General features: G+C 65.9%; 23 protein-coding genes, 3 tRNA genes and 1 other RNA gene. 9 read left to right on the plus strand and 18 right to left on the minus strand.

What is annotated here, in order from left to right; all coding sequences use genetic code 11:
- Positions 1-396: 396 nt before the first annotated feature.
- The 4 genes from FEJ81_RS16720 to FEJ81_RS16730 form a co-directional block, all read right to left on the minus strand.
- A tRNA-Ile gene (locus tag FEJ81_RS16720) sits at positions 397-471 on the minus strand.
- Between the two features lie 71 nt (positions 472-542).
- Positions 543-671, minus strand: coding sequence for a hypothetical protein (locus FEJ81_RS24235; protein WP_267877915.1), 129 nt, complete (start codon positions 669-671; stop codon positions 543-545).
- A gap of 195 nt (positions 672-866) precedes the next feature.
- Entirely contained in the window at positions 867-1451 is a 585-nt protein-coding gene (locus FEJ81_RS16725; protein WP_138246358.1) for a MogA/MoaB family molybdenum cofactor biosynthesis protein, read from the minus strand.
- Between the two features lie 127 nt (positions 1452-1578).
- Positions 1579-1684 (minus strand) — tRNA-Asn (locus FEJ81_RS16730).
- A gap of 95 nt (positions 1685-1779) precedes the next feature.
- On the opposite strand from FEJ81_RS16730, the gene cca reads away from it, so the two are divergent.
- The gene (gene cca, locus FEJ81_RS16735) at positions 1780-3219 is read left to right on the plus strand and encodes a CCA tRNA nucleotidyltransferase (protein WP_138246359.1); all 1440 of its coding nucleotides are present in this window, start codon (positions 1780-1782) and stop codon (positions 3217-3219) included.
- Between the two features lie 18 nt (positions 3220-3237).
- Here the strand turns inward: cca and FEJ81_RS16740 are convergent, their stop codons facing one another.
- The 3 genes from FEJ81_RS16740 to FEJ81_RS16750 all read right to left on the minus strand — a co-directional run bounded on the left by FEJ81_RS16740 (position 3238) and on the right by FEJ81_RS16750 (position 6265).
- Positions 3238-4269 (minus strand): histone deacetylase family protein, encoded by a 1032-nt coding sequence (locus tag FEJ81_RS16740; protein ID WP_138246360.1) that lies wholly within the window; start codon positions 4267-4269, stop codon positions 3238-3240.
- A 4-nt stretch (positions 4270-4273) separates the two neighbouring features.
- A complete protein-coding gene (locus FEJ81_RS16745) occupies positions 4274-4705 on the minus strand; it encodes a histone (RefSeq protein WP_138246361.1) in 432 nt (143 codons plus the stop codon).
- Between the two features lie 66 nt (positions 4706-4771).
- A complete protein-coding gene (locus tag FEJ81_RS16750; RefSeq protein ID WP_138246362.1) occupies positions 4772-6265 on the minus strand; it encodes a single-stranded DNA binding protein in 1494 nt (497 codons plus the stop codon).
- Between the two features lie 391 nt (positions 6266-6656).
- Here FEJ81_RS16750 and FEJ81_RS16755 point away from each other — a divergent pair.
- A tRNA-Arg gene (locus tag FEJ81_RS16755) sits at positions 6657-6729 on the plus strand.
- A gap of 322 nt (positions 6730-7051) precedes the next feature.
- Here FEJ81_RS16755 and FEJ81_RS16760 read toward each other — a convergent pair.
- Positions 7052-7447, minus strand: a complete 396-nt coding sequence (locus FEJ81_RS16760; RefSeq protein ID WP_138246363.1) for a hypothetical protein — start codon at positions 7445-7447, stop codon at positions 7052-7054.
- 84 nt (positions 7448-7531) lie between these two features.
- Positions 7532-7980: RNase P RNA component (rnpB, locus tag FEJ81_RS16765), an RNA gene on the minus strand.
- 248 nt (positions 7981-8228) lie between these two features.
- Here rnpB and FEJ81_RS16770 point away from each other — a divergent pair.
- Entirely contained in the window at positions 8229-8828 is a 600-nt protein-coding gene (locus tag FEJ81_RS16770) for a TIGR00296 family protein (protein ID WP_138246364.1), read from the plus strand.
- Between the two features lie 530 nt (positions 8829-9358).
- Here the strand turns inward: FEJ81_RS16770 and FEJ81_RS16780 are convergent.
- Genes FEJ81_RS16780 through FEJ81_RS16790 form a run of 3 tightly spaced genes read right to left on the minus strand, consistent with a single transcriptional unit; the run spans position 9359 to position 13855 of the window.
- Positions 9359-10519: a nicotinate phosphoribosyltransferase gene (locus FEJ81_RS16780; protein WP_138246365.1), complete on the minus strand. Its 1161-nt coding sequence runs from the start codon at positions 10517-10519 to the stop codon at positions 9359-9361.
- Positions 10520-10549: 30 nt separating this feature from the next.
- On the minus strand, positions 10550-12079 hold the full coding sequence (locus FEJ81_RS16785; RefSeq protein WP_138246366.1) for an Hvo_1808 family surface protein: 1530 nt from the start codon (positions 12077-12079) through the stop codon (positions 10550-10552).
- Between the two features lie 54 nt (positions 12080-12133).
- Positions 12134-13855, minus strand: coding sequence for an Hvo_1808 family surface protein (locus FEJ81_RS16790; protein WP_175416456.1), 1722 nt, complete (start codon positions 13853-13855; stop codon positions 12134-12136).
- A 121-nt stretch (positions 13856-13976) separates the two neighbouring features.
- Here FEJ81_RS16790 and FEJ81_RS16795 point away from each other — a divergent pair, with 121 nt between their 5' ends.
- Positions 13977-14549, plus strand: coding sequence for a cysteine hydrolase family protein (locus FEJ81_RS16795; RefSeq protein WP_138246367.1), 573 nt, complete (start codon positions 13977-13979; stop codon positions 14547-14549).
- A 208-nt stretch (positions 14550-14757) separates the two neighbouring features.
- Positions 14758-14922, plus strand: coding sequence for a hypothetical protein (locus FEJ81_RS23355; protein ID WP_175416457.1), 165 nt, complete (start codon positions 14758-14760; stop codon positions 14920-14922).
- Positions 14923-15483: 561 nt separating this feature from the next.
- Here FEJ81_RS23355 and FEJ81_RS16800 read toward each other — a convergent pair.
- Both FEJ81_RS16800 and FEJ81_RS16805 read right to left on the minus strand, forming a co-directional pair.
- Entirely contained in the window at positions 15484-15702 is a 219-nt protein-coding gene (locus tag FEJ81_RS16800) for a hypothetical protein (RefSeq protein ID WP_138246368.1), read from the minus strand.
- Between the two features lie 191 nt (positions 15703-15893).
- Complete coding sequence (locus tag FEJ81_RS16805) at positions 15894-16385, minus strand: PaaI family thioesterase (RefSeq protein WP_138246369.1); 492 nt, start codon at positions 16383-16385, stop codon at positions 15894-15896.
- A gap of 161 nt (positions 16386-16546) precedes the next feature.
- Between FEJ81_RS16805 and FEJ81_RS16810 the strand changes: the two genes are divergently transcribed.
- Positions 16547-17992 carry a serpin family protein gene (locus tag FEJ81_RS16810; RefSeq protein WP_138246370.1) on the plus strand — a complete coding sequence of 482 codons (1446 nt, stop codon included), beginning with the start codon at positions 16547-16549 and terminating at the stop codon, positions 17990-17992.
- Positions 17993-18001: 9 nt separating this feature from the next.
- Here the strand turns inward: FEJ81_RS16810 and FEJ81_RS16815 are convergent, their stop codons facing one another.
- Positions 18002-18895: a hypothetical protein gene (locus FEJ81_RS16815; protein ID WP_138246371.1), complete on the minus strand. Its 894-nt coding sequence runs from the start codon at positions 18893-18895 to the stop codon at positions 18002-18004.
- 56 nt (positions 18896-18951) lie between these two features.
- Here FEJ81_RS16815 and FEJ81_RS16820 point away from each other — a divergent pair, with 56 nt between their 5' ends.
- From FEJ81_RS16820 to FEJ81_RS16830, 3 genes are all read left to right on the plus strand, one after another.
- A complete protein-coding gene (locus FEJ81_RS16820; protein WP_138246372.1) occupies positions 18952-19674 on the plus strand; it encodes a lipoate--protein ligase family protein in 723 nt (240 codons plus the stop codon).
- A gap of 99 nt (positions 19675-19773) precedes the next feature.
- Positions 19774-20328, plus strand: a complete 555-nt coding sequence (locus FEJ81_RS16825; RefSeq protein WP_138246373.1) for a methyltransferase domain-containing protein — start codon at positions 19774-19776, stop codon at positions 20326-20328.
- A gap of 175 nt (positions 20329-20503) precedes the next feature.
- Positions 20504-21082, plus strand: coding sequence for a DUF7529 family protein (locus FEJ81_RS16830; RefSeq protein WP_175416458.1), 579 nt, complete (start codon positions 20504-20506; stop codon positions 21080-21082).
- Between the two features lie 6 nt (positions 21083-21088).
- On the opposite strand, the gene nadC is transcribed toward FEJ81_RS16830, so the two are convergent.
- From nadC to nadA, 3 genes are read right to left on the minus strand one after another with little or no spacing between them, the layout of a single operon-like run.
- The gene (gene nadC, locus FEJ81_RS16835) at positions 21089-21904 is read right to left on the minus strand and encodes a carboxylating nicotinate-nucleotide diphosphorylase (protein ID WP_138246374.1); all 816 of its coding nucleotides are present in this window, start codon (positions 21902-21904) and stop codon (positions 21089-21091) included.
- Between the two features lie 5 nt (positions 21905-21909).
- On the minus strand, positions 21910-23496 hold the full coding sequence (locus tag FEJ81_RS16840) for an L-aspartate oxidase (protein WP_138246375.1): 1587 nt from the start codon (positions 23494-23496) through the stop codon (positions 21910-21912).
- A 2-nt stretch (positions 23497-23498) separates the two neighbouring features.
- On the minus strand, positions 23499-24632 hold the full coding sequence (gene nadA, locus FEJ81_RS16845) for a quinolinate synthase NadA (RefSeq protein WP_138246376.1): 1134 nt from the start codon (positions 24630-24632) through the stop codon (positions 23499-23501).
- Between the last annotated feature and the right edge of the window lie 92 nt (positions 24633-24724).

Below are 24724 nucleotides of genomic sequence, written 5' to 3' on the forward strand. Positions count from 1 at the left end.
TGTAGATGAAGAGGAGGATATTGAGTCTACCAGTGGTATCGATACGGCCAACCCGTTTGCAGAAGAGCCTGAGAGCGAGTGTGACGAGTGCGGTAAGCTGTTTGCCTACTCTACGCGCACGGGTATCTTCTGAGGTTCGACTGATTTTCTGCGTCGTCCGTTACTCCATATAGCGATAGCTCATTCATTCCATCAACATTTCTCGCCCGCGCACCTCGCGCGACATCGATGAATAGTTAGCCTCTAGGAAAATCGGTACACTAATTTCGGTTCTTCTGTAATCCCCATACGGCAGAGAGGGCGTCCATTAACCTGTTCGATTCCCATACCCACAACAGGTGTTCTTTAAAAGGAACCCACCGCCGTACGGTGATTCCTAGACGCTGGGTATCCGAATGGGCCCTGACGGATTCGAACCATCGACCACTCGGTTATGAGCCGAGCGCTCTAACCAGACTGAGCTAAGGGCCCGTCAATCGGGAAAAATCGTGCGCGCTAATTAACGTTTGCTGTCCGGTCCGCTCGAGAAAAACGGGACGCCGCTACGCGGTCAGGGCCTCGAGTGCCTCGTCGCTGAGTTCGGCCTCGAGCTCCGCCTTGCTGTGGGCGTCGAGGATGTCCTCGCGTTCCTCGGCGTCGAGTTCGGTGATGGATTCGAAGTGGTGGCACATAGCAATCGAATACACGCACGTGCGCTCAATAAAGGCTGGTTCAGGCGATCTGACTGTTCGCCTGGTGTTTCGAAACGGGGGAGAAATGCTCTCACTGCCGCGGGTCCTCGGAGGGCGATCCCTCGAGTGAGCCACGATCAGCATCTGTCATCGAGAGCACCGACTCGGAGCCGAGGTGAGCAGATAACAGTCGGGCTACTCACTCCCGTAATCCGCGAGCGTCTGGTCGCTCGCTCCGGTGCGGTGACGCGTCGCGAGCCCTGCGAGGTGGGGCGTCTCGGGGACGATCAGTTCCTCACAGGCGGTTTTGCAGGCGCTCTCGCTCCCGGGGAGACAGAAGACCGGCGTGTCGACGGCGATCCCCGCCGTCGCGCGCGAGGCCATCGCTCGCGTTCCGACTTCGTCCCACGAGAGCGACCGGAACAGTTCGCCAAAGCCCGGCAGTTCGCGCTCGAACAGCGACGCGGTCGCTTCGGGGGAGACGTCATCGACGGTGACGCCGGTGCCGCCGGTCGTACACACCACGTCGATGTCTTGGCGCGCGACCAGCCCCCGAACGGCGGTCCGGATCGCCGAGTAATCGTCCCGAACCAGGACCCGTTCTCGAACCTCATGGCCTGCAGACTCGAAACACTCCTGTATGGTATCCCCGCCCGGATCGTCGGGGTCGTCTTCGCCCGCGCGCGAACTCGAGACGGTGACGATCCCGACGAAGAGGGGATCGATGATGTCGTGGCCGTGATCGTCGGTACTCCGCCGGTCGTCGGTATCGCTGGTCATGTCCCCACGTCACTGCCGAAAGACGATAATCCCTCCCCCGATGGTGAGAGAACTCGCAGTTCGACGTGGCTGCTATCGTCGACACACAGCGGAGACAGATCGGTCTCGCTCGTAAATCAGGAAGAAGCGCCGAAGCCAGGACTCGAACCTGGGACAACCTCGTATCTGCGGCGGACAGGCAGTACCTGAGTCGCCGTAACAGCGAGGTGCTCTACCATCTGAGCTACTTCGGCTCATCTCGTGATAGTCGAGTGCATTTGATAGGGCTTTCGTTTTCCCTTCCCGCGGTTCGATACCCTTTCACGCACCGCTCGAGTACGCGTCCCCAATGAGCGAGGAGGACGCCGAGGGCGACGAGCCCGACGATCGAGACGGTGATCGCGACCTCGAGCGGGTCGTCGCCGAGGTGCGAGCGCAGGTCACGCCCGACGCGGACGAACGCGCGCGGCTCCGCGAGGTCGCCGACCGGCTCATGGAGCGAGCCGAACAGGCGGCGACGGAACGGTGTGACGGAGCCGACGTCTTGCAGGTCGGCTCGACCGCCCGCGACACGTGGATCAGCGGCGATCGGGACATCGATATCTTCGTCCGCTTTCCGCCGGAGATCGACCGCGAAACGCTCGAGAAGTACGGCCTCGAGGTCGGCCACGCCACGCTGCCCGAGGGCCACGAGGAGTACGCCGAACATCCCTACGTCAAAGGGGAAGTCGAAGGGTTCGACATCGACGTCGTCCCCTGCTTTCGGCTCGAGTCGGCGACCGAGATCCGCTCGGCGGTCGACCGCACGCCGTTCCACACCCGATACCTCCAGCGGCGACTCGACGACGAACTCGCCGACGACGTGCGGGTCACAAAGCAGTTCCTGAAAGGGATCGGCGTCTACGGCAGCGATCTTCGGACCCGCGGGTTCAGCGGTTACCTCACCGAACTACTCGTCTGCGAGTACGGCGGGTTTCGACAGCTGCTCGAGGCCGCGGCCGACTGGCATCCACAGGTCGAGATCGATCCCGAGGGTCACGGCCGCGCACGCGAGACAGAGAATGCGGCGGCCGGCGACGCCGCCAGCCAGTTCGACGATCCCCTGGTCGTCATCGACCCCACGGACCCCGAACGCAATGTCGCCGCCGTCTGCTCGCGGGAAAACGTCGCCCGCTTCCAGCACTACGCCCGCGAGATTCTCGAAACGCCGCGGTCCGACTACTTCGAGCCCGACGAGCACGAGCCGCTGACCGAATCCGAACTACGCGCTCACCTCGAGCGGCGAGGAACCACTCCCGTCGCGGTCCGGTTCGACGCCCCCGACCTCGTCGAGGATCAGCTCTACCCACAGCTTCAGAAATCCCTCGACGGGATCACGCGAGGACTCGACGACCGCGGGTTCGATGTCTTCCGGGCGACGACGATCGCGGACGAGAGCGCCGTCGTCGTCGCCGAACTCGCGGTCAGCGAGCGTCCCGCGGTCGAGCGCCACGACGGGCCGCCGATCCACGTCCGCGATCACGCCGAGGGGTTCTACGAGGCCTACGCGGACGACGCCGAGGCCTACGGCCCCTTCATCGAGGGCGACCGATACGTCACCGAGCGCGAGCGGGAGTTCACCAGCGCTCGCGAGTTCCTCGAGAGCGACCGGCTCTTCGATGTCGGGCTCGGCGCGCACGTCGAAACGGCCCTCGAGGACGGGTACGACGTGCTCATCGATGACGAAATCACGTCCCTCCTCGCGGAGTTCGGAACGGAACTCACGGCGTACTTCGATCCCCGACCCTGAAAGCGGCCGGCGGGAACCCTAGAGGGTGTCCAGATCGACGTCGAGATCGTGTGCCTCGAGGACGTCCTCGAGCGCGGATTCCGCTTTGTCGTCGGGGTCGTCATCTGGCTCGATCGGTTCGCGGCCGTCGAAGGTCTCGTGGACGAGAGCGATGCTGTCGGCGAGGACATCGAGCCCGTAACCGCCCTCGAGGACGAACGCCAGCGCGGCGTCGGTGTCGTCGGCGAGGGTTCGAACGCGGTCGCTCATCAGGGCGTAGGCCTCCGTGGAGAGCCGGATACGGGAGATCGGATCATGGCGGTGGGCGTCGAACCCCGCGCTGATGAGGAGGAGGTCGGGATCGAACTCGGTGAGCGCGGCGGCGATCGGCCCCTCGAGGGCGGCCAGGTACTCGCTGTCGTCGGTTCCGGCCGGCATGGGAACGTTCATCGTCGTCCCCTCGCCGTCGCCCTCGCCGGTTTCGTCGACATCGCCGGTACCGGGATAGAGCCCCTGTTCGTGCAGCGAGACGAAGAAGACATCCTCCCGGTCGTAGAAGATATCCTGCGTGCCGTTGCCGTGGTGGACGTCCCAGTCGATGATCGCGACCCGATCGACGTCGTACGCGTCCGAGTCGAGGGCGTGCTGGGCGGCGACGGCGACGTTGTTGACGAAGCAAAACCCCATCGCGTTGTCGTAGACGGCGTGGTGACCCGGCGGGCGACCGATCGAGAAGGGCGTGTTACGGCCCGTCGCACCCTCGAGGGCCCGTTCGGCGGCCCAGCAGGCGAGGCCAGCGCTCCGGCAAGTTGCATCCCACGTTTCCTCGACGGCCGTGGTGTCGGGGTCCCAACTCCCGCCGCCGTCGGCACAGAACTCTCGGACGGACTCGAGGTACTCGCGCTCGTGGACGGCCGCCATCGTCTCGAGTTCGCAGGGGTCGGCTTCGACGTACTCGACGCCGTGTTTCTTCTTCAGCCCCTCTCGGATCGCTCGTAGCCGGTCCGGCGACTCTGGGTGGCGCGAACCGGGATCGTGTGCGAGACAGACCTCGCTGTAGCCGAACTGCATCTACTCACTCGAACAACGAGAAGTACGTCTCGATGTCGTCGTCGGTGATCGTCCGCCGGTCGGCGTGGTGCGCGAGGATCGCGGCCGCCCGGGCGACGTTGTCCGCGTAGTCCTCGAGGATGTCGGCGAGGGCGACGCGGGCGTCCATCGAAACGCGATAGCGATCGTCGATTTCGAGTCTGGCGATGCGGTCGACCGGGGCGACCGGCAACTCGAGATCGTCCTTGTCGACGACGCGTTCGACGCCGAAATCCTGGGCCATCAGCGTCTTGCGGCCGTCCGCCGTCGCCTCCTCGGCGGCGTCGATCGCGAGTTCGCTCCCGTGTTCCTGAATCCGCGTTGCGAGTTGCTTCGACGCGTCGGCACTCACCCGAAGATCGCCCGCGTTCCGCCGGATGATCGTATCCACCGGGGCGAACGGGAGTTCGACGTTCATATCATGATAGGCGAAGCTAACTCCCTTAACGCTTTTCCTAGACGGACGATGAGGTTGCTCGCGGCGTCAGAACACGTCGTTTGCCTCGAGGCGGCCGTCGCGGACGACCCCTCGGGCGGTTACCTCCTCGCCGAGCCCGACGTCGGTGTCGGTCGCGACGCTCATCGTCGTCTCGCCGTCGTCGAGAACGATCGGGTTCCCCGCTTGGACGACGACCCCGGTGAACTCGAGTTCCTCGCCGTCGGACGGGTCGTCGGAGTCCGCGTCAGCGTCCGCGCTGGCCGTCTCTGCACTGTCTGCCCCAGCGTCAGCCCCGCCGGACGACTCGGTGTCGGCAGAGTCGACCGTCGCCGATTCCGCGTCGGTCCCGTCTCCGTCACCGGCGAATGCCGACAGGCCGGCGTTCTGGTCGCTCGAGTCCTCGGCGTCGCCCTCGGAGCCGCCGGAGCCGGTCGAGTCGGATTCCAAAACGGTGATCGTCGACTGCCAGCCCGCGGAGGCCTCGAGGTCGTCCTGCCAGCCGTCCTGAATCTCGACGTCGCCGAGCGCGACTTCGTCGCCCGGTCCCACGTCGATGTCTGCCTTGTCGCCCCAGAGCGCGACGCGGATGTCTCCGGTGGCGTCCTGGACGCGGATGTTCCGGACCTGTCCCTCCGAGCCGTCGTCGCGGTCAAAGGTTCGCTTCGGATCCGCCGAGCGGACGACGCCCGCGATGTCGACCATCTGGTCGATCTCGAGGTTCTCGATCGGCGTGTTTTCGGGGACGTACTCGACCTCCTCGTCGACTTCCTCGACGGCGCCGCGGTTGCCGACGTGGAGTTCGAGGCTCCCGTCGCGTTCCTTGACGTAGCCGTCGATCACCTCGACGGTCGTGCCGGCCTCGAGTTCCGTGGCGAGGTCGGCCTGCTCGTCCCACAGCGTCACGCGGATGCGTCCGGTCGAATCCCCGAGGACGAGGTTCGAGACCTTCCCCTCGGAGCCGTCGTCGCGGTCGAACGTGCGGACGCTGTCGGTGTCCAGAAGCAGGCCGACGAGGTTGACGTTCGAGAGCCCGAGCGAGAGGTCGTCGACGGCGTACGTATCGGAGATTTGTACGTCGATCTCGGTGTCCGGATCGGGTTCGACGTTGTCGACGCTGACCTCGACGCCGCTAAAGCCCTCCTTGGGTCGGCCCCCGATCCGCAGGACTTGCCCCTCCTCGAGTTCCTCGATCGCGGCTTCGGCGTGTTCGTCCCAGAAGGCGGCTCGCACGGAGCCGGTCTCGTCCGCGACTTCGACGTTGACGACCTGTCCGTCCTCGTCCTCGCCGTCGCGCTCGAAGGTCCGTTTCTCGCCGATCGAGAGCACCTTGGCGACGAACTTCGCCTCTTCCATTCCGGGTTCGATATCGGCGATGCCGCCGACCTCGCTCTCGCCGACTTCGTGAGCGACGAGCATCGCCGCCGTCTCCTCGTCCGCGAGTCCCCCCATCTGCTCGACTTTCGCCTCGACGGCCTCGCGAAACTCCTCGAGAGAAACGTCGGCCTCGAGGTCCTCATATACGCCCTCGATGTCGCTCATTCTATGCTCGTGCATGGGTAGCCCGCGCATAAGCGTTATCCATTCGGTGTCGCAGTACGGTACCGCGTTCGACGGAGGCGGCGGCCGTGTCGGTCGAATCGACTGGTCCCGACCGCACGGAAACTGCTCGTCGCGGCTGTGATTCGGTGAGACTCGAGCGGGGGAGCATACACCACGCTGGCCGCCTCACAGTATATAAACGTCAGTACGGGCCGCGGGTCGTCACGACAGCAATTACGACGCACGCGACCGGCCGGCGGCGGTCGTGCGAGATTCCGAGACGGCGATGCGAACTCGAGCGGGCGAAACTGTCGACCGACTGCAGCGAAACCCCGTGCCGGCGGAAGCCTTTCGAAAGGGCTTTAATGTTCACCGGGGTATGAAGAGATGAGTCCTGATAGGGTAGTGGACTATCCTCTTGGCTTGCGGAGCCAGGGACCGGAGTTCAAATCTCCGTCAGGACGTTTCTCTTCAGCACAACACTGCGAGCGTAGCGAGCAGTTCGTACTGAAGGAACCTCTAATACGGAGATTTGAGCAGACGAGTCGCAGTCCGGGAGCGAACGCAGTGAGCGACCCGGAACGTCTCGGCGTGTTCAAATCTCCGTCAGGACGCTCACTTATCGCGGGCGCTTCGCATTGCTCAGCGCCCGCTCTCGGGTTCGGTCCTGACTGCCCAACGCTCACTTCGTTCGCGTTGGACTCCGTCAGGACGCATCTACCGACACCAAACCGTGAGCGAAGCGAGCGGCTGATGTCATGAAACTTGTCCGCGGAAATTGGCGAATCAACTCGAGCGAACCGTCCGATAGCCGTCGACGGCTTCAGTCAGGACGTAGCCGACGATCGTCACGCCGATAACGGCCCGTCCGATCGTCCTGAGTTCGATCGTTGCGATGGTCTGCTCACCGGTAACGGCGAGTGCGGCACCTGCGACGAGGAGGATGATGAGAACCGCGAGATATCGCCATCGTGCGGACGGTGGCACGTCGCTGCCCTCGTTTCGGAGCGCGAGGTACAGATGGCCGCCGCCGAGTGCGATCCCGTAGAACACGAGCAACATTGCGATCTCCACCATGTCTGAGTTGAACTCGAGGACATACGTCACAAAACCAGCTACGAGTAACCCCACGAACGCCAGCAGTATGGCCCCGAGATAGACGACGACTTCGCGGCTGTTCATATCAGAACTGAGCGTGACAGCGAATAAATAACTTCTGTCAGAGGTTTCTGCGAGGATAGCGACCGCTCGAGTACGAAACTGGGTGAGAGGAGTAAGCCCCCTTCTGTTCGTCCCGGCATTCGGCTGAGCGTCCGCGCCGCCCGCGGCGGTGCCGCGGCGCGTTCGGGCTACCACGGCGCGGACTTGCACCGGTGAGGATTCGCCGTTCCATCGCTCCTCGGCCGTCCGTGTGCGGTCGATCACGACGAACGTGACCCGTGGATTCGAACCGCGGTTTGATAACCGCACACTGCTCGCGGCGAATGCCGCTCGCTCGGTCGGCGGTTCGCACCGCCTCACGGTTCGCGGTCCATCGGACCGCGCATCCCTCTGCGGGTTCGCTCCCCTTCCTCTCGGTCGGGTTCGCACGCATCATCGGTCGGGCCGAGACGTGTCGTTTCTGTTCCAGAGCCAGCGGTCTCCCGCTCCGGACTTGCGTCCGGTCACCTGCCCGAACAGGTGGGGGGACTTTCCTCGCGAGCGTGGCGCATCTCGAAGAGATGGGCCACGTTAGGTGCGTTGGGCACCTCGGAGAGGTGGCCAACGTTGTGCGCGTCGGTCACCAGCATGGGTGCCGACGGCATGGTGATCGCGCCGTCGCCGGCACGACCATCGCGGCAACCGGGCTCTCTCTCCCACTCAGTATAGGCACGTGGGGCGAATAAGTCCCCCGGTCGGGACACAAAAAGCGCCGCGCAGCGAATGGAAGCGTTTTAGGACGACTATCCCCTTGTCCATCTGTATGTCCCAGCGACAGGGCGCAGACCTCTCCTACGAAGACGGTGCTCGCGCGGTCGAACTCGCGCGTGAATCCGTCGAATCCTATGTACAACACGGGCAGCGAGAACAACCGGGCAGCATGCGCGAAGCCTTCTACGAGCGGACGGGCGCGTTCGTCCGTCTCGAGTCGACTCGCGGCCGGGGGAGCCTGCGAGGCTGTGCGGGTGGCTACCGTTCGGACGACCAGCTCGGTCACGTCATCGTCGACGCGGCGATCGAGGCAGCCAGCGAGGACTCCTGTGGCTCCGAAGTGAGCCCCTCGGAGCTGCCGAACCTGACGGTCTCGGTCTGTACCGTCAAGAACGTCATCCTGACCGATGATCCGCTCGCCGACCTCGAGCTCGGCACCCACGGCGTCGCCATCGACGGCGGCGAGGGCGGCTGGCTCTACCCGACGGTGCCGGTTCAAAACGACTGGAGCGCTCGCGAGTACCTCGATCGGACGTGCCGCAAAGCGAAGCTCGCGCCGGGCGCGTGGGAAGACGACGATGTCATCGTCACGCTGTTCGAGGGGCAGGTCTTCCGCGAGCGCGAGGCCGACGGCAGTATCGAAGAAGTCTAAGACGCGATTCGCGACTGCGACCGTATTGCGACTCGATCTCAGCCATATCCGAAGAGCCGCGCGACTCGACTTCCCGGTACAGTACAGGTGGGAGCGGCCGGAAGAACAGGGAGTCGCCAGCCGGACCAGATCGGTTACTAATTCCCCGGGTACGATACCGATTGTTTCCCGACGGGAGACGACGGGCAGAGGCGACTACCGGTGATCGGTCGTCTCCTCGAGTTTTACCTCGAGCAGGTCGTTCAGCGCTGCGAACACGTAGTGGACGGTAAACCAGAGGACCAGCAAGGCGACGAGGAGGACCAGCGGCAGGGAAAGAAACGAAGACTACGGCAACAGGACTATCGTGCAGAACCCGCCGATCGCGAAGACGATGACGAGGCGGACGGCGAGTTGAGTCGCGATCCGCGAGTAGGGAGCCTCAGGAGCGGGGTCCATCAGCGAGTCATTGAACACGTTACAGTAAAAGGTCAACAGTTCGATGTGATTCCGTGACTGTCCCCACTCGGGTCGGCAATAGCTTCGAGTTCTTATGAGGGATCCCGGCCGAAATCGACCGCCTCGGCGTCCTCGAGACACCGCTCGCTCGCGTCGTCCAGATCGAACTCCCGGACGACCTCGCCGTCGCGAACCAGCGGCTCGAGCAGGGAGTCGCCCTCGTCGGGCTCGTCGCCGTCGGCGAGCGCGACGTGGTGGCCGCCCTCGGGCGTGCGATAGACGTCTTTGACTCCGGATAGCTTGCCCCGCTTGGAGATCGGTTCGCCCTCGATTTCGACGATGTCGAGGCTGAAGTCCACCGAGTCGGCACCGGTGATGTGGCTGCCGACGCCGAAACCGTCGGCGACGTCGCGCAGGGGTCGGATCGAATCGGGACTGAGGCCGCCGCTGCAGAAGATGTCGACGTCCTCGCGGCCGCGGGCGTCGAGTTCCCAGCGGACCTCGCGGATGATGTGCCGGAAGTCGCCGCGACGGGAACTCGTGGTGTCGATGCGGACGCCGTCGAGATCCTCGCCCAGCGTCTCGGCGGCGAGCAGGCTCTCGCTTTTCTCGTCCCAGAAGGTGTCGACCAGCGCGATCCGGGGCACGTCCTCGCCGACGGCCTCGTCGAACGCCGTCCAAGCCTCGGCTTGGTTCCCCTCGCCGAAACAGAACATGAGCGCGTGGGGCATCGTCCCGCCCGCCTCGCGGTCCAGAATCTCGCCCGCCGCGACGTGAGAGAAGCCGTCGAGTCCGGCGAGCAACGCGGCTCGCTCGACGGTCGACGCGATCGAGGGGTGGACGTGGCGCGCGCCGAACGACAGGACCAGCGAGTCGGGCGCGGCCAGTCGGGCCTCGAGTGCGGCCGTCGCGAAGCCGCTTGGCTGGGAGAGAAATCCGAGCAGCGAGGTCTCGAGTTCGGCGAACTCGAGGTACGGGCCTTCGATCCGGAGAACGGGGCCGCCGTCGAACAGTTGTCCGTCCGGGAGCGCGTCGACGTCGACGTTGCGCCCTTCGAACAGCGTCGCGACGTCTTTCACGCCGGTGAACACGTCGAAGCTGCCGGTGGGGAACTGGTCGGCGGTCACTTCGGCGACGACGTGGGGATTCTTGTCCGCGTGCTCGAGCGTGGCCCGCGTGCGCTCGAAGTAGGCGTCCGTGGCTTCCCCCGCGAGAATCGCTTCCGGGGGAACGGTTCCGAACGGATTTGACATATCGCCGGTTTCCCGCGGGAGGCAAAAAAGCTACCCGTCTGCCGACGTGTGCGCCGCCGGCGTCGCCGACATCGCTCCCAGTGGCGCCGGTTCGGGCCGCGGCGAGGCAGGAGTTGGCGGGTTGGTCGCCGACTCGAGGGACGAGCGTGACTCGATCGCGGGGGTCGCTTCGGATTCGGCTGCGTGAATCCCCTCGAGGTCGTCGACTGACGGGACGCCGACGATTTCGACCGTGTCACCGGCGACGGCGACGCGATACGCGCCGGCGAAGGGCTCGCCGTCGGGAATCCGATAGGTGCCGTCCCCGGCGGCGTCGGTCCGTTCGGCCCCGTTGTTCGCGAGAAGCTGGCGGTACGCGTCGGCGAATTCCGTCGCGTCCGCGGGGCTCTCCCAAGCGAGTCGCCAAACGTGACCGGTTCGAGCGGGGTCGTCCGCGTGTCGGTAGACGCGGATGCTATCGTCGGCCCAGCCCGCGGTCGCGGGGTGGGAGTAGTTATACTGCGAGCGCTCGGTCGTCCCCTCCGTGAGTGGCCGATCGATCACCCCGTTGGCCCAGAGCGTCGCGAACAGGGTCGCCTCGCCGATGGTTTCGGTCCGGGGCTCGCCGCCCTCGATCTCGTCGCCGTCGCTGCCGCCAGTGCCGTCGGTGATCGGCCGCCACTCGTCGCTCGAGCGGTCGGGAACGTCGACATCGATCGGGTCGGTATCGGGATAGCGGTCGGGGTGGATCAACTGGGCGGTGCTTTGGGGCGGCTCGTCGTGAGCCCGATCGATGGCGTCCCAGCCGCCGCGGTCGTAGAGATCGGCGACGAACGGCGGCCCTTCGGCGTAGGGCGCGTAAATCGAGAGGAAGAGGCCGACGTTGAACGGCCGCTGGGTGAGGGTTTCACCCGACGCCGCCGCTGGCTGGGGGTCGGACAGACACTGCCACTCGGTCCCGCATCGCCGATCGTATCGGTCGGGGACGTAGTTCGCTTCGCCCTCGAGCAGCCCGTTTTCGGCGCGCAGGCCGTCGATCGTCTCGCTCCGGCGAGCGATGCCGAAGCGCTGGTCTTGCAGCGCGTGGGTCAGTTCGTGGACCAGCGTCCGGCGGTCGATCCGGATGTCGTCGGCGTCGTCCGCGATGATGACGATCCGATCGTTCGTGTAGTAGCCCTGCACGGAGTCGCCGTAGAGGTCGTCGAACGCTCGATTCACGTCCGTCTCGCCGTCGACGAGGAACGCGCCGCGCCAGAGTTCATTCTCGAACGCCGACGCGTTCTCGGTCCCGGCCGTCTGGCGGTCGCGGTACTCGGCTCGATCGATCACCTCGAGGGAGACATCGCGTTCGTACTTCAAGCCGCGAACCACCTCGATCCGGGCCATCGAGCGGTACTTGACGGCCTCGAGTTGGTCCTCGGTGAGGCCGTCGCTCGCGTCGAACTCGAAGACGTCGTCGTGGGCGTAGTCGCCGACGTATCCGAGTTCGCGGTCGGTATCGAACCCGCTCGAGTTGCCGGGGAGCGCACAACCCGAGCAAACGACGAGGACGAGTACCGCGAACAGTCTGACTCGACTCATTGGGTAACTCTTCGGCGGGACGGTAACATGAGCGTCGGGTGGTCGTGCGGGCGATCAGTCACGGTCGCGTGGGCCACCGCCGGTCCGGCCGCAGCCGACGACGATCCGAGTCCCCGCGCCGAGCACGGCAATCGCGAGCGCGCTCGCCACGGCCAACGGGCCGAAGCCGGGAACGGTGTCGGTCCCGGTCCCGCTCGAGTCGGTGATTTCGAGACGGTCCTCGCCCTCGGGTGCGGCACCGGCCTCGACGTTCGGCAGTTCGTCGACGGAGGGCGCGCGGACGATCGTCAGCGTCTGACCGGTTCGCTCGAGGTAGTATGCGCCGGCGTAGCCGCCGTCGTCGATCACGTAGGTGTCCTGTCGCCCGTCGACGGCGTCGGCGTCGTGGTTCTCGAGCAACTCGAGATAGCCGTTGACGAACTGCTGGGTGTCCCCGTTCGATTCCCACTGGGTTCGCCAGACGTAGCCTGCGCGACCGGCCGCCGCGGCCGGGTCGCTCGCATTCTCGGCCTCGTCGTTCGTGTAGACGACCAGTTCGTCGCCGGCCCAGCCATTCGTGTACGAGTGATTGTAATTATAGCTCTCGGGGCTCTGGAGGAGTTCAGTGGAGTCGATCACCGATGGCTGGTCGGAGTCGAGCGCGTCGGCGGCGAACATCGCGACCATGCCCGCCTCGCCGACGGTGTCGTTGGCCGTCTCGCCGTCGACTCGGAGCTGTCGCCAGTCGCCGCTCGAGCGGTCGGGGACCGAGACGTTCGCCGGTTCGCGCTCCGAGCCGGGGTGGATCACCGCCGCGGTCGTCGCCGGCGGGTCGTCGTAGGCCGCGTTGACGGCCGACCAGCCCTCGCCCTGATCGCGCAGGTAGTTGACGTAGTCGGGGCCATCACTGTAGGGCTGGTAGACGCTGAAGTAGATGCCCCAGTTGATATCGAGCCCCCCGCTGCTCGGTCCGTCGACGGGCTCGAGACAGTCCCACTCGGTGCCACACCGGTGCTCGTACTCGCGTTCGACCCGGCTGGCGTCGCCCTCGACCAGCCCGTTTTTCGCGGTCTCGCCGTCTTGGGTCGTCCCCTCGAGTTGCGACAGATCGAACCGCTGGTCCTGTAAGGCGTGGACGAGCTCGTGCCCGAGCGTGAGTTCGTTCAGTTCGGGCGTGTCGGGGTTTTCGGAGACGATGACGATCTCGTCGGTCGCGGGATCGTAGTAGCCGGCGACGGCACCGCCGTAGACCGTCTCGGCCGCGTCGGTCGCCGCGGTGTCCCGGTCGACCGTAAAGAGCGCCTCGTAGCCGACGTTCTGCTCGAGGCGGTTCTCGGACGAGATGTTCGCAAAGCGGTCGCGGTTGGTCTCACGATACTCCGCGCGGGAGATGACATCGACGGAGACCCGCTCGTCGAAGGTGAGATTGCGGATTCGCTCGACGCGGGCCATCGCCCGGTAGACGACGGGATCGAGGTCGTCCTCGTCGACGACCGCGTCGGACTGGTCGTCGACTGGCAGGTCGTCGTCGTACCAGTAGCCCGCGACGTAGCCGACGGTGTCCTCGGTCGTCGGATTCGCGGGGCGATCGTCCTGGGTCGCGGCCGACGCCGTACTCGCGACCGCGGTCGAATCGGCACCGGGTACGGAAGTCGAACCCGAAGTCGCGGTGACGGAGTCAGTCTGCGTCGCAGCCGTGGTCGCCATCACCGGCCCGGCGAGGCCGCCGGTCACGAGCAGTACGGCGAGGGCCACTGCGAGGAAGGTCCCAGACGGGCGGGTGCGCATCGATCTCATATGGGAGGGATAGCTATCCGTACGAATGGCAGTGTAAAAAGAACGACGATTGTACCGGTGGCCGTCGCTCTCGAGTCCGGCGCGAACGTTTTTACGATTCCGTCCGTACGACCGCCTAGACATGCGCATCGAGCCAGCCAGCACGGCAGTGGTGGTCGTCGACATGCAAAACGGATTCTGTCACCCCGAGGGCTCGCTGTACGCGCCGGGCAGCGAGGACGTCATCGAGCCGATCGCGGCCCTCGTCGAGCGCGCTCGCGACGCCGGGGCGCGGCTACTGTTTACCCGCGACGTCCACCCGCCGGAACAGTTCGACGACGCCCACTACTACGACGAGTTCGACCAGTGGGGCGAACACGTCCTCGAGGGGTCGTGGGAGGCCGAAATCGTCGACAAACTCCCCGTCGAGGAGGCCGACAACGTCGTCGAGAAACACACCTACGACGCGTTCTACAACACCGAACTCGAGGGCTGGCTGAACGCCCGCGGGATCGACGATCTCGTCATCTGTGGCACGCTCGCGAACGTCTGCGTGCTCCACACCGGCGGCAGCGCGGGCCTGCGGGACTTCCGCCCGATCATGGTCGAGGACTGTATCGGCGCGATCGAGGACGAGCACCGCGAGTACGCCCTCGAGCACGCCGCGTGGCTGTTCGGCGAGGTCGAACCGAGCGAGGACCTCGAGTTCGCCTGAGCGGTCGCTCCGTCCCGTTCGGCTCGCATCGGTCGAAACAGCGATTGGGTCCGGATCGGCACCCGGACGAGTCCGAAGAACGCCCGGGCTCGAGTTGCAGTGTTTTACCGGATCGGCTCCAAGGACCTCCTATGACCGCGCGCCTTTCGCGACCGCTGGCACCGACGAGCCGACCGCACCTCGAGCCGACGACGGACGGTGAACGCGAATGAACAGACAGCAGCTGCGACCGATCTACATCGTGGGGATCGCGCTCAACGCGGTCGCGTTCACGTACGCCGTAGCGAACGGCACGTGGCTGTACGCCGGCGCGTTCGTGTTCGTCGCAGTCTACCTCGTATTTCGCCTCCGGATGCTGTCCGCCGATACGTAGCCTCGAGCGAGCGGCCGGCTCGAGGGGTGGAGCCGTCCGCAGGGCTCGGCGGCTCGGGAGACGAATTGAGACACTGCGTCGCCCTCGAGTGAGTACTTTTTACTACCGAAGCACCGATGCACGGGTATGGCAAAGCGGCGACCGCGGCTCGCAGCGCCGAGCGATCGACCGCGGTGGGACTCGAGGCCGTCGGAGGGAGACACTTGAACGAACAACAGTTGCGACCCGTATACTTAGCGGGTATCGGAATCAGCGCGTACGCGCTCTGGTATTTCGTCACGTCCGGTTCCTCCCTCCCGGCCATCGCGTTCGGGATCGCACTTGCCGTTTTCGTGGTTCGGCTTCGACGGCTGACCGCCGATTCCTGACGACCCAGCTTGTGGCGTAGCGGGATGGAACTCGAGGTTCGGATTCTCCCGGTAGATCGGAGCACGGGTTCTTCATCCAGAACTCTGACTGAGAATCAATTGGATAGCACGGTAACTGTGTGTGCGGATTGGCCGATTAGCCTTGCAAAACCACCTGCGGGTTAGGGTAGTGGATGTCTCACCGTCTCGGCTGTCAGTCTGACGTTGCGGTCTCTTCTCGCGGGTGGGCTTTGACGAAGAGCGGCCACGCCAGCACCATCAGACCGACCACCAGAACGACAAATATCGTCCCGAGATACGCCGGCGGAACGGCGAGGAGGGAGAGGATGAGCGGTATAGAAATGGCAAGGACGACAACACCCAACACGACTAGTTGCATTTCATTGTATCCGCCTGTCGGGTTCGCATTCATACGTATAACTCATCGCAATAGTATAAAATTCTTCTTATTACCAACAAAACTTGTTCAAGAAAGTAGAGAGCAACGATTTAGTTGAATGCATGCTATGTTCCCAGCTTGTCCAGGGCGATACGTCGCTCACCCGCACTGACCGTGACTTTCCAGGGTTACTCCGAATAAAGAAACCGTATTGCTAACGACTGCTACTCGGGACGGAACACGCGGTACGCGCCCTGTCCGATCGCGACGGGTTTGATCTCCCCGTCGGGGGCCGTGCTCTCGACGGTGATCTCGCTGACGCCGACGCTGCCACCGACTCGGATCACGTCCGCGGTCGCGACGAGGTCGCTCGTCGCCGGCCGGAGGTAGTTGACGTTCAGGTTGATCGTCGCGATCCGCGACGCGAAGGGGTCGTCCATGGCCGTCCGCAGCGCGAGGCCGCCGACGGTGTCGACGAGGGTGGCCGCGACGCCGCCGTGGAGATCACCCTGCTCGTCGGGCGCGGCGTTAGGCCGCGTGTTCGTCAGCTTCTCGTCGTAGGGAATCGACATGGTCATCGTCCCGTCGCCGACGTTGTCGACGGTCGTCCCGAGCCACGAGAGGAACTCCTGGTTCTCGTCGAGGAAGTACTGGAGCATCCCCTCGAGGTCCTCGAACTCGTCGAGCGCGTCCATCGTCGGCGTGTCCTCGGCCATGGCGACCCGTCCGCCGGCGACGGTCTTGACAGCTACGTTTCCCGGCGTGTCCGTTGTCCGGCGTTCATCGACTGGACCCCGACGGCGCTACCGGCGGGGAAACTCAAACGATCGTTTCACTCTCCAGAAAGGGTTTATCGCTACCCGGCGGCCATTCGAGTATGGCAATTGACGGACACGACAGGCGAACCGTTCTGGCGCTCTCCGGTGCCTTCCTCGCGGGTGCCGCCGGATGTGCGAGCCACGAGCCAGCGGATCGTGACAGCGGCGATCCGGCTGAGACCGACACCGATAACCCGGACACGAACGGCGGCGGATTCGACGGGTACGCGACGTCCGATTTCCCGACCGTTGATCCCGTTACCGATCCCGAAATCGAGCCCGCCACGCTCGCCGAGCAGGTCCGGGGGAACGTCGCGTTTTCGCTTGATCTCCTCCGACAGCTCCGCGACGACCAACCCGAGGTGAACCTGTTTTGCTCACCGTACAGCGTCTCGGTCGCGCTGGCGATGACGTACGCCGGTGCCCGCGGCGAGACGGCCGCCGAGATGGCCGACGCGCTCCGGTGCGAACTCGAGCGCGATGACCTCCACCCGGCCTTCGGCGCGCTCGAAGCCGAATTCGAGCGGCGCAACGAGGACGGTGCGGACGTCGACGATCCGCTCGGCGGCGAGAGTGGCGATGGGGACGCCGAGGACGCAGACGGAGACGAACTCGGCTTCCGACTCTCGAGTGCCAACTCGGTCTGGACCGAGGAGAGTTACGACTTCGACGCGGCGTATCTCGAGTTGCTCGAGACCTACTACGGGGCCGGCGAGCGGCTGGTCGACTTCAGAGGGAGTCCCGACGAAGCTCGTCGAGAGATCAATACGTGGGTCGAAGAGCGGACGAACGACCGGATCGAGGACCTCCTGCCAGAGGATTCGATCGAGCAGTCGACCCGGCTCGTCCTGACGAACGCGGTGTACTTCCTCGCGGCCTGGAAACGCGAATTCGATCCGGACGCAACCGAACCGGCACCGTTCACGAGTCTCGACGGCAGTGAAACCGACGTCGAGATGATGCACCAGACCGCGGATTTCCAGTACGCCGAAATCGATGGCCACCAGCTCGTGGAACTCCCCTACGCCAACGGCGATACCAGCATGGTTGTCGTCCTCCCCGCCGAAGGCGAGTTCGAGACGTTCGAGGCCGACCTGTCCGTCGACCGGCTCGCGACGATGCTCGAGGCAGGCTCGAAAACCCGAGTCGACCTTGCACTCCCGAAATTCGGTATCGAGTCGAAATTCAGCCTCGTCGCCATCATGGAACAATTGGGCATGGAGCGAGCCTTCGACTCCCGCGCGGACTTCAGCGGAATGGTCGAGGGTGACAACGCGAAACTGGTCGTCGACGATATCGTCCATCAAAGCTTCGTCGACGTCGACGAGGAGGGGACCGAAGCGGCGGCCGCGACAGCAGTCGTCGTGGAAGTGACGAGTATACCGTCTGAAACGGTCGAACTCACCGTCGATCGCCCGTTCCTGTTTTATATCCGAGATCGGCCCACCGAGACGCCGCTGTTCGTCGGCCGCGTCGTCGACGGCGAGACGCTGCAGGACGACTGACGGCTCGTCTCAGATGGCCCCGCTCGAGCGAACCCGCACTCGAACCCGCTCGCCGCGCGCGAACGACCGCTCCGGACAGATCAGCTTCGCGCCGAAGTCGCCGTCTCGAGCGCAGAACAGCGACAGTCCGGTGATCGGCTCGCCGTCGGCCGTGACGGTCACGTCGTCCCACGCGATCGTGCGACCGTCGGCGACGCCGAGGCGGTCGCCGTTCAGCGAGACGACCGTTGCGGACGACCCGTCCCGCTCCGTTGACCCGCTCTGCTCGAGCAGTCCGCCGCCGTCGTAGTGGGGGAGTCCGCCGTCGAGGACGCCGCCGCCGTCGGCTCGCACGCCGACGAATTCCGCGCCCGGATCGGGGTGGGTCGGCGCGTCGAGGACCGCGTAGGTCTCCCCAGTCGAGACGACGCGGCCGGTGCCGTCCCACTCGAGCGGGCGCACCGGAACCCCGAGCTCGATGGGGAGCGAACCCGACGCCCGATAGGGGTTCTGATCCGGCCCGCGAAACCCGACGTGGAGGTGGTTGTCGACCCAGGGGGCGAAAAAGCCCGCGCGGACGAGTCGACCCAGCGAATCGCCCCGGTCGACGTGGTCACCGGCTGCGACCGACGGCTCGACGTGGAGAACGCGGATCGTCAGCCCGGCGAACGGGCCGGAGTCCGCCGGCTCGAGCAGGATCAGGTGGTCGTGGTCGGGCGCGTAGGGTTTCGGCGGTGCGCGGACGGTCTGGGTCTCGCGGACGGTGCCGGCGACCGGGCTCGGGGCGGCGGTCGTCCGCCCGTCGACCAGCGTGCCGGGATAGCAATCGATCGCGCAGCCGCCGTCGTGGGCGGGATACGGCGAGTTGTACAGCGAGAAGCGCTCGTACTGGGACAGCACGGCCTCGGGGAGGGTGACGGCCATTCGTTGTCGGTCTCTGGGGGCGGGAGCGTTTAGGCCCACCGGGACCTACGGCCGCTATGCGCGTTTTTCGCGGCCGGGCGTCGTCCGTCGAAGCCGATCGCGACGCGAGCCGGCGGCTGCTCTCGATCGCCGCCGGCGGCGAGCCGGCCGTCCGCGTCTGGATCCCGCACCGACAGGTCGCCTTCGGCCGCCGGGACACCCGTCTCGAGGGGTACGACCGCGCCCGCGAGGCCGCACGCGATCGCGGGCTCCCGCCGATCGAGCGCGATGTCGGCGGCCGGGCGGTCGCTTACGACGGCGAGACGACGCTGGCCTTCGCCCGCGCCGAACCGGTCGCGGACTTCCGCACCGGGTCGACGGACCGGTACGAGCGCGCTACGGCCGCTCTCGAGCGAGCGCTTCGAACGCTCGGCCTCGAGCCGAGCCGCGGCGAGCCCGACGGGTCGTTCTGCCCCGGAACGCACTCGCTGTCGGAAACGGACGCGAGCGCCGACGGGCGACGGCGGAAGCTCGTCGGCATCGCCCAGCGCGTTCGGGCCGACGCGGCGCTCGTCGCCGGGGTCGTGCTCGTTGCGAATCGAACGGAACTCGCGAGTGTGCTCGAGGCGGTTTACGACGCGCTCGGGGTGGCGCTCGATCCGGCGACGGTCGGGACCGTCGCGGGGGCAGGCGGGCCCACTGATCCCGAGACTGTTCGGGCAGCCATCGAGGATGCCCTAATCGGCGACGCGAGCAACACGGCTGACGTGTCTGTCAAGCACTTCGGCGACGGGCAGTAACGACCATTCGGGTCCCAAAAACGGAGCGAGACGCCGTCTGGAACGCGCTCGAGAGTCGCCAACCGAGAGAGTTTTCGACGCGCGAGCCGGTGGGAGAACATGGGAGAGCGATTCGACAAAGTACGGGAGATCGCCACGTTCGCCGAGGCGGTCGCGGACGCCGATCGGGAACCGGTGGTCGTCGTCGCTGGCTGTGGCGCGGGAGCGACGGTCGAGGGGTTGCGCGAGCACGGCGTGACGGCCTACGGCTTCGACGCGTCGCAATCGATACTGGAAACGGCGGAGCCCGAGATTCGAGAGCGGCTGCTCGAGGCGGATATCCGCGACGAGGACCTCATCCAGTCGCTGCGCGAGGCATTCGAAATCGACGTGATAGACGTGTTCGTCACGGAGTGCATGCTGTCGTTCCTGACACTCGAGGAGGCGAGGGAGACGCTGGCCCGGATTCGCGAGACCGATGGCGTCGGGACGCTGATCCATCAGGTCCGGATAGACCCGCCCGTGGCGGCCCAAGAAGGGGAGATCGACGCGATGATCCTGCCGCCGGCGGAGTGGCAAGCGGCGTGTGATCCCGACGGCGAAGACATCTGGCGCGACGCGCTGGAACGACTCGATCTGCCGCGAACCGACGCGGAAGGCGGCGACGCGAACTGATCGACGGCGGTGACGGTTTCGTGAGGAACATCTCGGCGTCGTCGGCCGTTGTCGTCCGTTGTTTGGTACCGTCGGGTGTCCTCGAGACTCGAGTCCGACTGAGTGAGGTAACGTTTTTCCGCTCTGCGTCGTCGCCCTCGAGTATGACGAGACGAACGCGACCGGAGGGGCTCCGATGACGGCAGAGGAGTCGGAACCGGCGGAGGGTTCGGAACCGGCGGAGAGTTCGGAGCAGGCGGACGACCCGGATCCGACGGACAATCCGGAGCCGTCGGGGCCGCTGTGGGACGACCTCCTCGCGGACGCGCGGACGATCGCCGAGGAGTACCGCGAGGACGGCTGGGACGCCGTCGTCCTCGAGCCGACGGCCGTCTCGCCGGTCGACACCGAGGAGCGGATCGGACTCGATGTCACGGTCTCATCCGAGGCGTACGGCGTCGTCGAGGACCTCATCGAGGAAGGCAACGTCACGATCACCGCGGCCGACGTATACTACCGGCCGCTCGCGGACGAGGACAGCGACCGGCGAGTCGCGCTGACCGTCGAGCGCGATGAAGCGAGCGAGACGGCCATTTTCGTGCCGCTGGCGTACGATCTCACGGACTGCAGAGCCGTCTTCGAACGGGCGCTCGTCGAGGAGGAGCTACTGACGCACGTGACCGCGGCCGAGACGGAACGGTGGGTCAGCTTCTCCCACGACGACCCGTCGCTGTTCCTCGAGGCGGAAGACGTTCGCGCGTGGAACGCGGACTGAGGGGACTCAGTCGCCGGTCCGGAACGACAGGTCAAGCGACGGCGCTGAGTGGGTCAGCGACCCCATCGAGATCACGTCAACGCCCGTCGCAGCGTAGTCGGGCACGTCGTCGAGAGTAATTCCGCCGCTGGCTTCGGCCAGTACCCCCTCGTAGTCGATGACTTCTTCCACCGCCGCCTGCGTCTCCGCGGGAGACATATTGTCGAGCAAAACGATATCGGCACCGGCCTCGGCCGCCCGCGGCGCGTCGGCGACGCGCTCGACTTCCGCGTCGATCTTCGTCGCGAACGAGGTGCGGTCCGCGAAGCGTTCGATCGCCCCCTCGAGCCCCATCTCCGCGATATGGTTGTCCTTGACCATGACCATGTGCGAGAGGTCGAGCCGATGGGTGTCGCCGCCGCCCGCGACGACGGCGCGTTTCTCGAGGTCGCGCAGACCGGGCGTGGTCTTGCGGGTCGCGGCGACGCGGACGGTCTCGCTCTCAGTGCGGGCGGCATCGACCGCCTTCCGCGTGCGCGTGGCGATTCCCGAGGCGTGACCCGCGAGGTTGACCGCGACGCGCTCGCCCCGCAGGACCTCGCGTGCGGGTCCCTCGACGCGGAGGACATCCGCGCCGGGTTCGACGACGGTGCCGTCCTCGAGCCGCTCGACGACATCGACGCCGAGGTAGTCGAAGACGGCCGTCGCGGCCTCGAGGCCCGCGACGACACCGGACTCCTTCGCGACGAGTCGACCCTCCGTCTCGCCGGGAACTTGATTCGTCACGTCGTGGTGGCCGAGGTCCTCGCGGAGCCAGCGCTCGACCTGTGCGTCGGTGATCATGACACTCAATCGTCCGCCGTCGGTTCGGCCGTCGACTCGTCGCGCTCGGTCGCGACGTAGTGACAGCCGACCGATTCGGTGTTCTCGCTCGCGGCCCGCGCGATCAGCAGGGCCACGACGCTGGCGTTCCGGAGTTCGTAGAGGTCCCGCGCGGTCCGCGTGCGGACGTAGGCGTCGACTTCGCCCTTGAGCCGCCGGAGGACGGCGCTCGCGCGGGCGATCTCGTCGGGATCGCGCTCGAGGCCCAGATAGTCGTCCATCGTCCGCGTGAGCCGGGTGAACTTCTCGGCGGCGAAGCGGTCGGGAAGCGCGGGGTCGCTGTCGCGGAGTTCCGGCGCTTCGACGATCTCGGGCTCGAATCCGGTCGCATCCGTCCCTGCGCGGAGGCCCCAGACGAGGCCCTCGAGCAGGCTGGTACTGGCCAGTCGGTTCGCGCCGTGGACGCCGGTGCGGGCGCACTCGCCGACGGCGTAGAGCCGGTCGAGGCTCGTCCGCCCGCGGTCGTCGACGTCGATCCCGCCACAGAGGAAGTGCTCGCAGGGCGCGACCGGGATCGCGTCGCCCTCGATCCCGCGGTCGCGGCACTTCTCGGCGATACCCGGATACGCAGAGTCGAACTCGAGGGAACTCACGTCGAGGACGACCGCGCCGGTTTCCTCGCGTTCGGTGTCGACTGCGCGCGCAACAACGTCCCGCGGCGCGAGGTCGCCCTGCGGGTGGTACTCGTCCATGAACCGCTCGCCGTCGCTGTTACGGAGCACGGCACCCTCGCCCCGCAGGGCTTCCGAGAGCAGGAAGGGATCCTCGCCCGCATAGGCGGTCGGATGGAACTGCACGAACTCCATGTCCGCGACATCCGCGCCGGCGAGGGCGGCCATGGCGATTCCGTCGCCGGTCGCGTCCTCGGGGTTGGTCGACCGGCCGTAGAGCGCGCCGATTCCGCCGGTCGCCAGCACCGTCGCGCCGGCGTAGATCGGGTGCCCCACCGGTTTCTCTCGCGGGCGTCGCCCGCTCGAGCTATCCGAGGGGCGTGGCCCCTCGCGGTCGCTCACCACGCCGTGAACCCGACCCTCGGCCGTGATTAACTCGAGCGCGGCGGTATCCTGTCGGACCTCGATGCGCTCGTGGTCATCGACGTGGTTCAGGAACGGGCGCAGAATGTGCGTGCCGGTCGCGGCGTCGACGTGAAGGATGCGGTGCTCGGAGTGGGCGGCCTCTCGCGTGTAGTCGAACGAGCCATCCTCGCCCTCGTCGAAGTCGACCCCGAGCGTGTCGACGAGTACGTCCTCGACGGCCTCGTCGGCGTTTTCGACGAGGGTCTCGACGGCCTCGGGATCCGCGGTACCGTCGCTGGCGTCGATGATGTCCGCTTTGAGCGAGTCGGGGTTCCCGCGCGTGGTCGAGATGCCGCCTTGCGCCCAGTCGGTGCTGGCGTCGTCCGGTTTCGTCGCTTTGGTCAGGAGGCACACGTCCGCGCCCGCTCTGGCCGCCGCGAGCGCGGCCGCACAGCCCGCGATCCCGCTGCCGACGACGAGCACGTCCGCGCGTTCGCCGTCGGTCGTCGTCTCCGTGCCGGTGGTGGTCTCGGTCATGATCAGATCTCGAGCATGCGATCGAGCGCGACGCCCGCGAGTTCCTTCTCCTCGGGCGCGACCTCGATCACGTTGTGTTCGCGGCCCTCGGCGAGTTCCTCGAGCACCCACGCGAGGTAGTTGGGGTCGATCTGGCGCATGGCGTTGCAGTCCATGCAGGCGTCGCCACAGAGCGGGACGACGTTCACCTCGGGGTGCCAGCGCTGGAGGTGCTTCGTGAGGTGGATCTCGGTGCCGATCGCCCACGTGTCGCCGGGGTCGGCGTTTTCGACGGTCTCGCAGATCGTCGCGGTCGAACCGGCCTTGTCGGCGGCCTCGACGACCTCGCGGCGGCATTCGGGGTGGACGATGACCTTTGCACCGGGGTTCGCTTCGCGAACCCGCTCGATGTGGTCCTCGCGGAACCGCTCGTGGACCTGACAGTAGCCGTCCCAGAGGATGATGTCGCTCTCGGCGACCTCGTCCGCGTCTTTCCCCTCGGGGTCCCACGGGTCCCACTCGGCGATCTCGTCTTCCATCCCGAGCCGGTGGGCGGTGTTCTCACCGAGGTGCTTGTCGGGCAGGAACAGGACCTTGTCGCCCCGCTCGAAGGCGTATTCGAACGCCTTGTGCGCGTTCGAAGAGGTACAGACGAGGCCGCCCTGACTCGCACAGAACGCCTTCAGATCCGCGTAGGAGTTCATGTACGTGATCGGGATGATGTTCTCGTCGGGCGCGGCGGCCGTGATCTCGGCCCACGCGCTGTCGACCTGCAGGGCTTCGGCCATCCCGGCCATCGGACAGGAGGCCTCCATGCTCGGCAGGATCACCGACTGGTCGTCGTCCGTGATAATGTCCGCGCTCTCGGCCATGAACGTCACGCCGCCGAAAATCACGTACTCCGCGTCGGCCTCGGCGGCCTCCTTCGAGAGCTGGTAGGAGTCCCCGATGAAGTCCGCGTGCTCGACGATCTCGCGTCGCTGGTAGTTGTGCCCGAGGATCACCACGTCGTCGCCGAGTTCGGACAGCGCCGCCTCGATCCGGGCCGTTCGTTCGGCTTCCTCGAGATCCCGATACCGAGACGGGAGTTGTTCGAGGTTGTCGTATTTGAACAAACTCAGATCGGTTTCCAGCTCCGCCGTTTCCATTTTGACCATCTTACGTCACCTGTGAGTGATCGCATATCACAGGCGACTATTGAATAACTTTTTCCTTCGAAAGGCTGGCATGGGTGAATACCACCGGCGGA

Origin of the sequence: Natrinema versiforme, assembly GCF_005576615.1 — an archaeon.
GTDB lineage: Archaea > Halobacteriota > Halobacteria > Halobacteriales > Natrialbaceae > Natrinema > Natrinema versiforme_A.

Coding starts and splice junctions, on each gene's coding strand:
- FEJ81_RS24235 (WP_267877915.1), bottom strand. CDS start 671: ATGTGCCACCACTTCGAATCCATCACCGAACTCGACGCCGAGGAACGC.
- FEJ81_RS16725 (WP_138246358.1), bottom strand. CDS start 1,451: ATGACCAGCGATACCGACGACCGGCGGAGTACCGACGATCACGGCCAC.
- cca (WP_138246359.1), top strand. CDS start 1,780: ATGAGCGAGGAGGACGCCGAGGGCGACGAGCCCGACGATCGAGACGGT.
- FEJ81_RS16740 (WP_138246360.1), bottom strand. CDS start 4,269: ATGCAGTTCGGCTACAGCGAGGTCTGTCTCGCACACGATCCCGGTTCG.
- FEJ81_RS16745 (WP_138246361.1), bottom strand. CDS start 4,705: ATGAACGTCGAACTCCCGTTCGCCCCGGTGGATACGATCATCCGGCGG.
- FEJ81_RS16750 (WP_138246362.1), bottom strand. CDS start 6,265: ATGAGCGACATCGAGGGCGTATATGAGGACCTCGAGGCCGACGTTTCT.
- FEJ81_RS16760 (WP_138246363.1), bottom strand. CDS start 7,447: ATGAACAGCCGCGAAGTCGTCGTCTATCTCGGGGCCATACTGCTGGCG.
- FEJ81_RS16770 (WP_138246364.1), top strand. CDS start 8,229: ATGTCCCAGCGACAGGGCGCAGACCTCTCCTACGAAGACGGTGCTCGC.
- FEJ81_RS16780 (WP_138246365.1), bottom strand. CDS start 10,519: ATGTCAAATCCGTTCGGAACCGTTCCCCCGGAAGCGATTCTCGCGGGG.
- FEJ81_RS16785 (WP_138246366.1), bottom strand. CDS start 12,079: ATGAGTCGAGTCAGACTGTTCGCGGTACTCGTCCTCGTCGTTTGCTCG.
- FEJ81_RS16790 (WP_175416456.1), bottom strand. CDS start 13,855: ATGAGATCGATGCGCACCCGCCCGTCTGGGACCTTCCTCGCAGTGGCC.
- FEJ81_RS16795 (WP_138246367.1), top strand. CDS start 13,977: ATGCGCATCGAGCCAGCCAGCACGGCAGTGGTGGTCGTCGACATGCAA.
- FEJ81_RS23355 (WP_175416457.1), top strand. CDS start 14,758: ATGAACAGACAGCAGCTGCGACCGATCTACATCGTGGGGATCGCGCTC.
- FEJ81_RS16800 (WP_138246368.1), bottom strand. CDS start 15,702: ATGAATGCGAACCCGACAGGCGGATACAATGAAATGCAACTAGTCGTG.
- FEJ81_RS16805 (WP_138246369.1), bottom strand. CDS start 16,385: ATGGCCGAGGACACGCCGACGATGGACGCGCTCGACGAGTTCGAGGAC.
- FEJ81_RS16810 (WP_138246370.1), top strand. CDS start 16,547: ATGGCAATTGACGGACACGACAGGCGAACCGTTCTGGCGCTCTCCGGT.
- FEJ81_RS16815 (WP_138246371.1), bottom strand. CDS start 18,895: ATGGCCGTCACCCTCCCCGAGGCCGTGCTGTCCCAGTACGAGCGCTTC.
- FEJ81_RS16820 (WP_138246372.1), top strand. CDS start 18,952: ATGCGCGTTTTTCGCGGCCGGGCGTCGTCCGTCGAAGCCGATCGCGAC.
- FEJ81_RS16825 (WP_138246373.1), top strand. CDS start 19,774: ATGGGAGAGCGATTCGACAAAGTACGGGAGATCGCCACGTTCGCCGAG.
- FEJ81_RS16830 (WP_175416458.1), top strand. CDS start 20,504: ATGACGGCAGAGGAGTCGGAACCGGCGGAGGGTTCGGAACCGGCGGAG.
- nadC (WP_138246374.1), bottom strand. CDS start 21,904: ATGATCACCGACGCACAGGTCGAGCGCTGGCTCCGCGAGGACCTCGGC.
- FEJ81_RS16840 (WP_138246375.1), bottom strand. CDS start 23,496: ATGACCGAGACCACCACCGGCACGGAGACGACGACCGACGGCGAACGC.
- nadA (WP_138246376.1), bottom strand. CDS start 24,632: ATGGTCAAAATGGAAACGGCGGAGCTGGAAACCGATCTGAGTTTGTTC.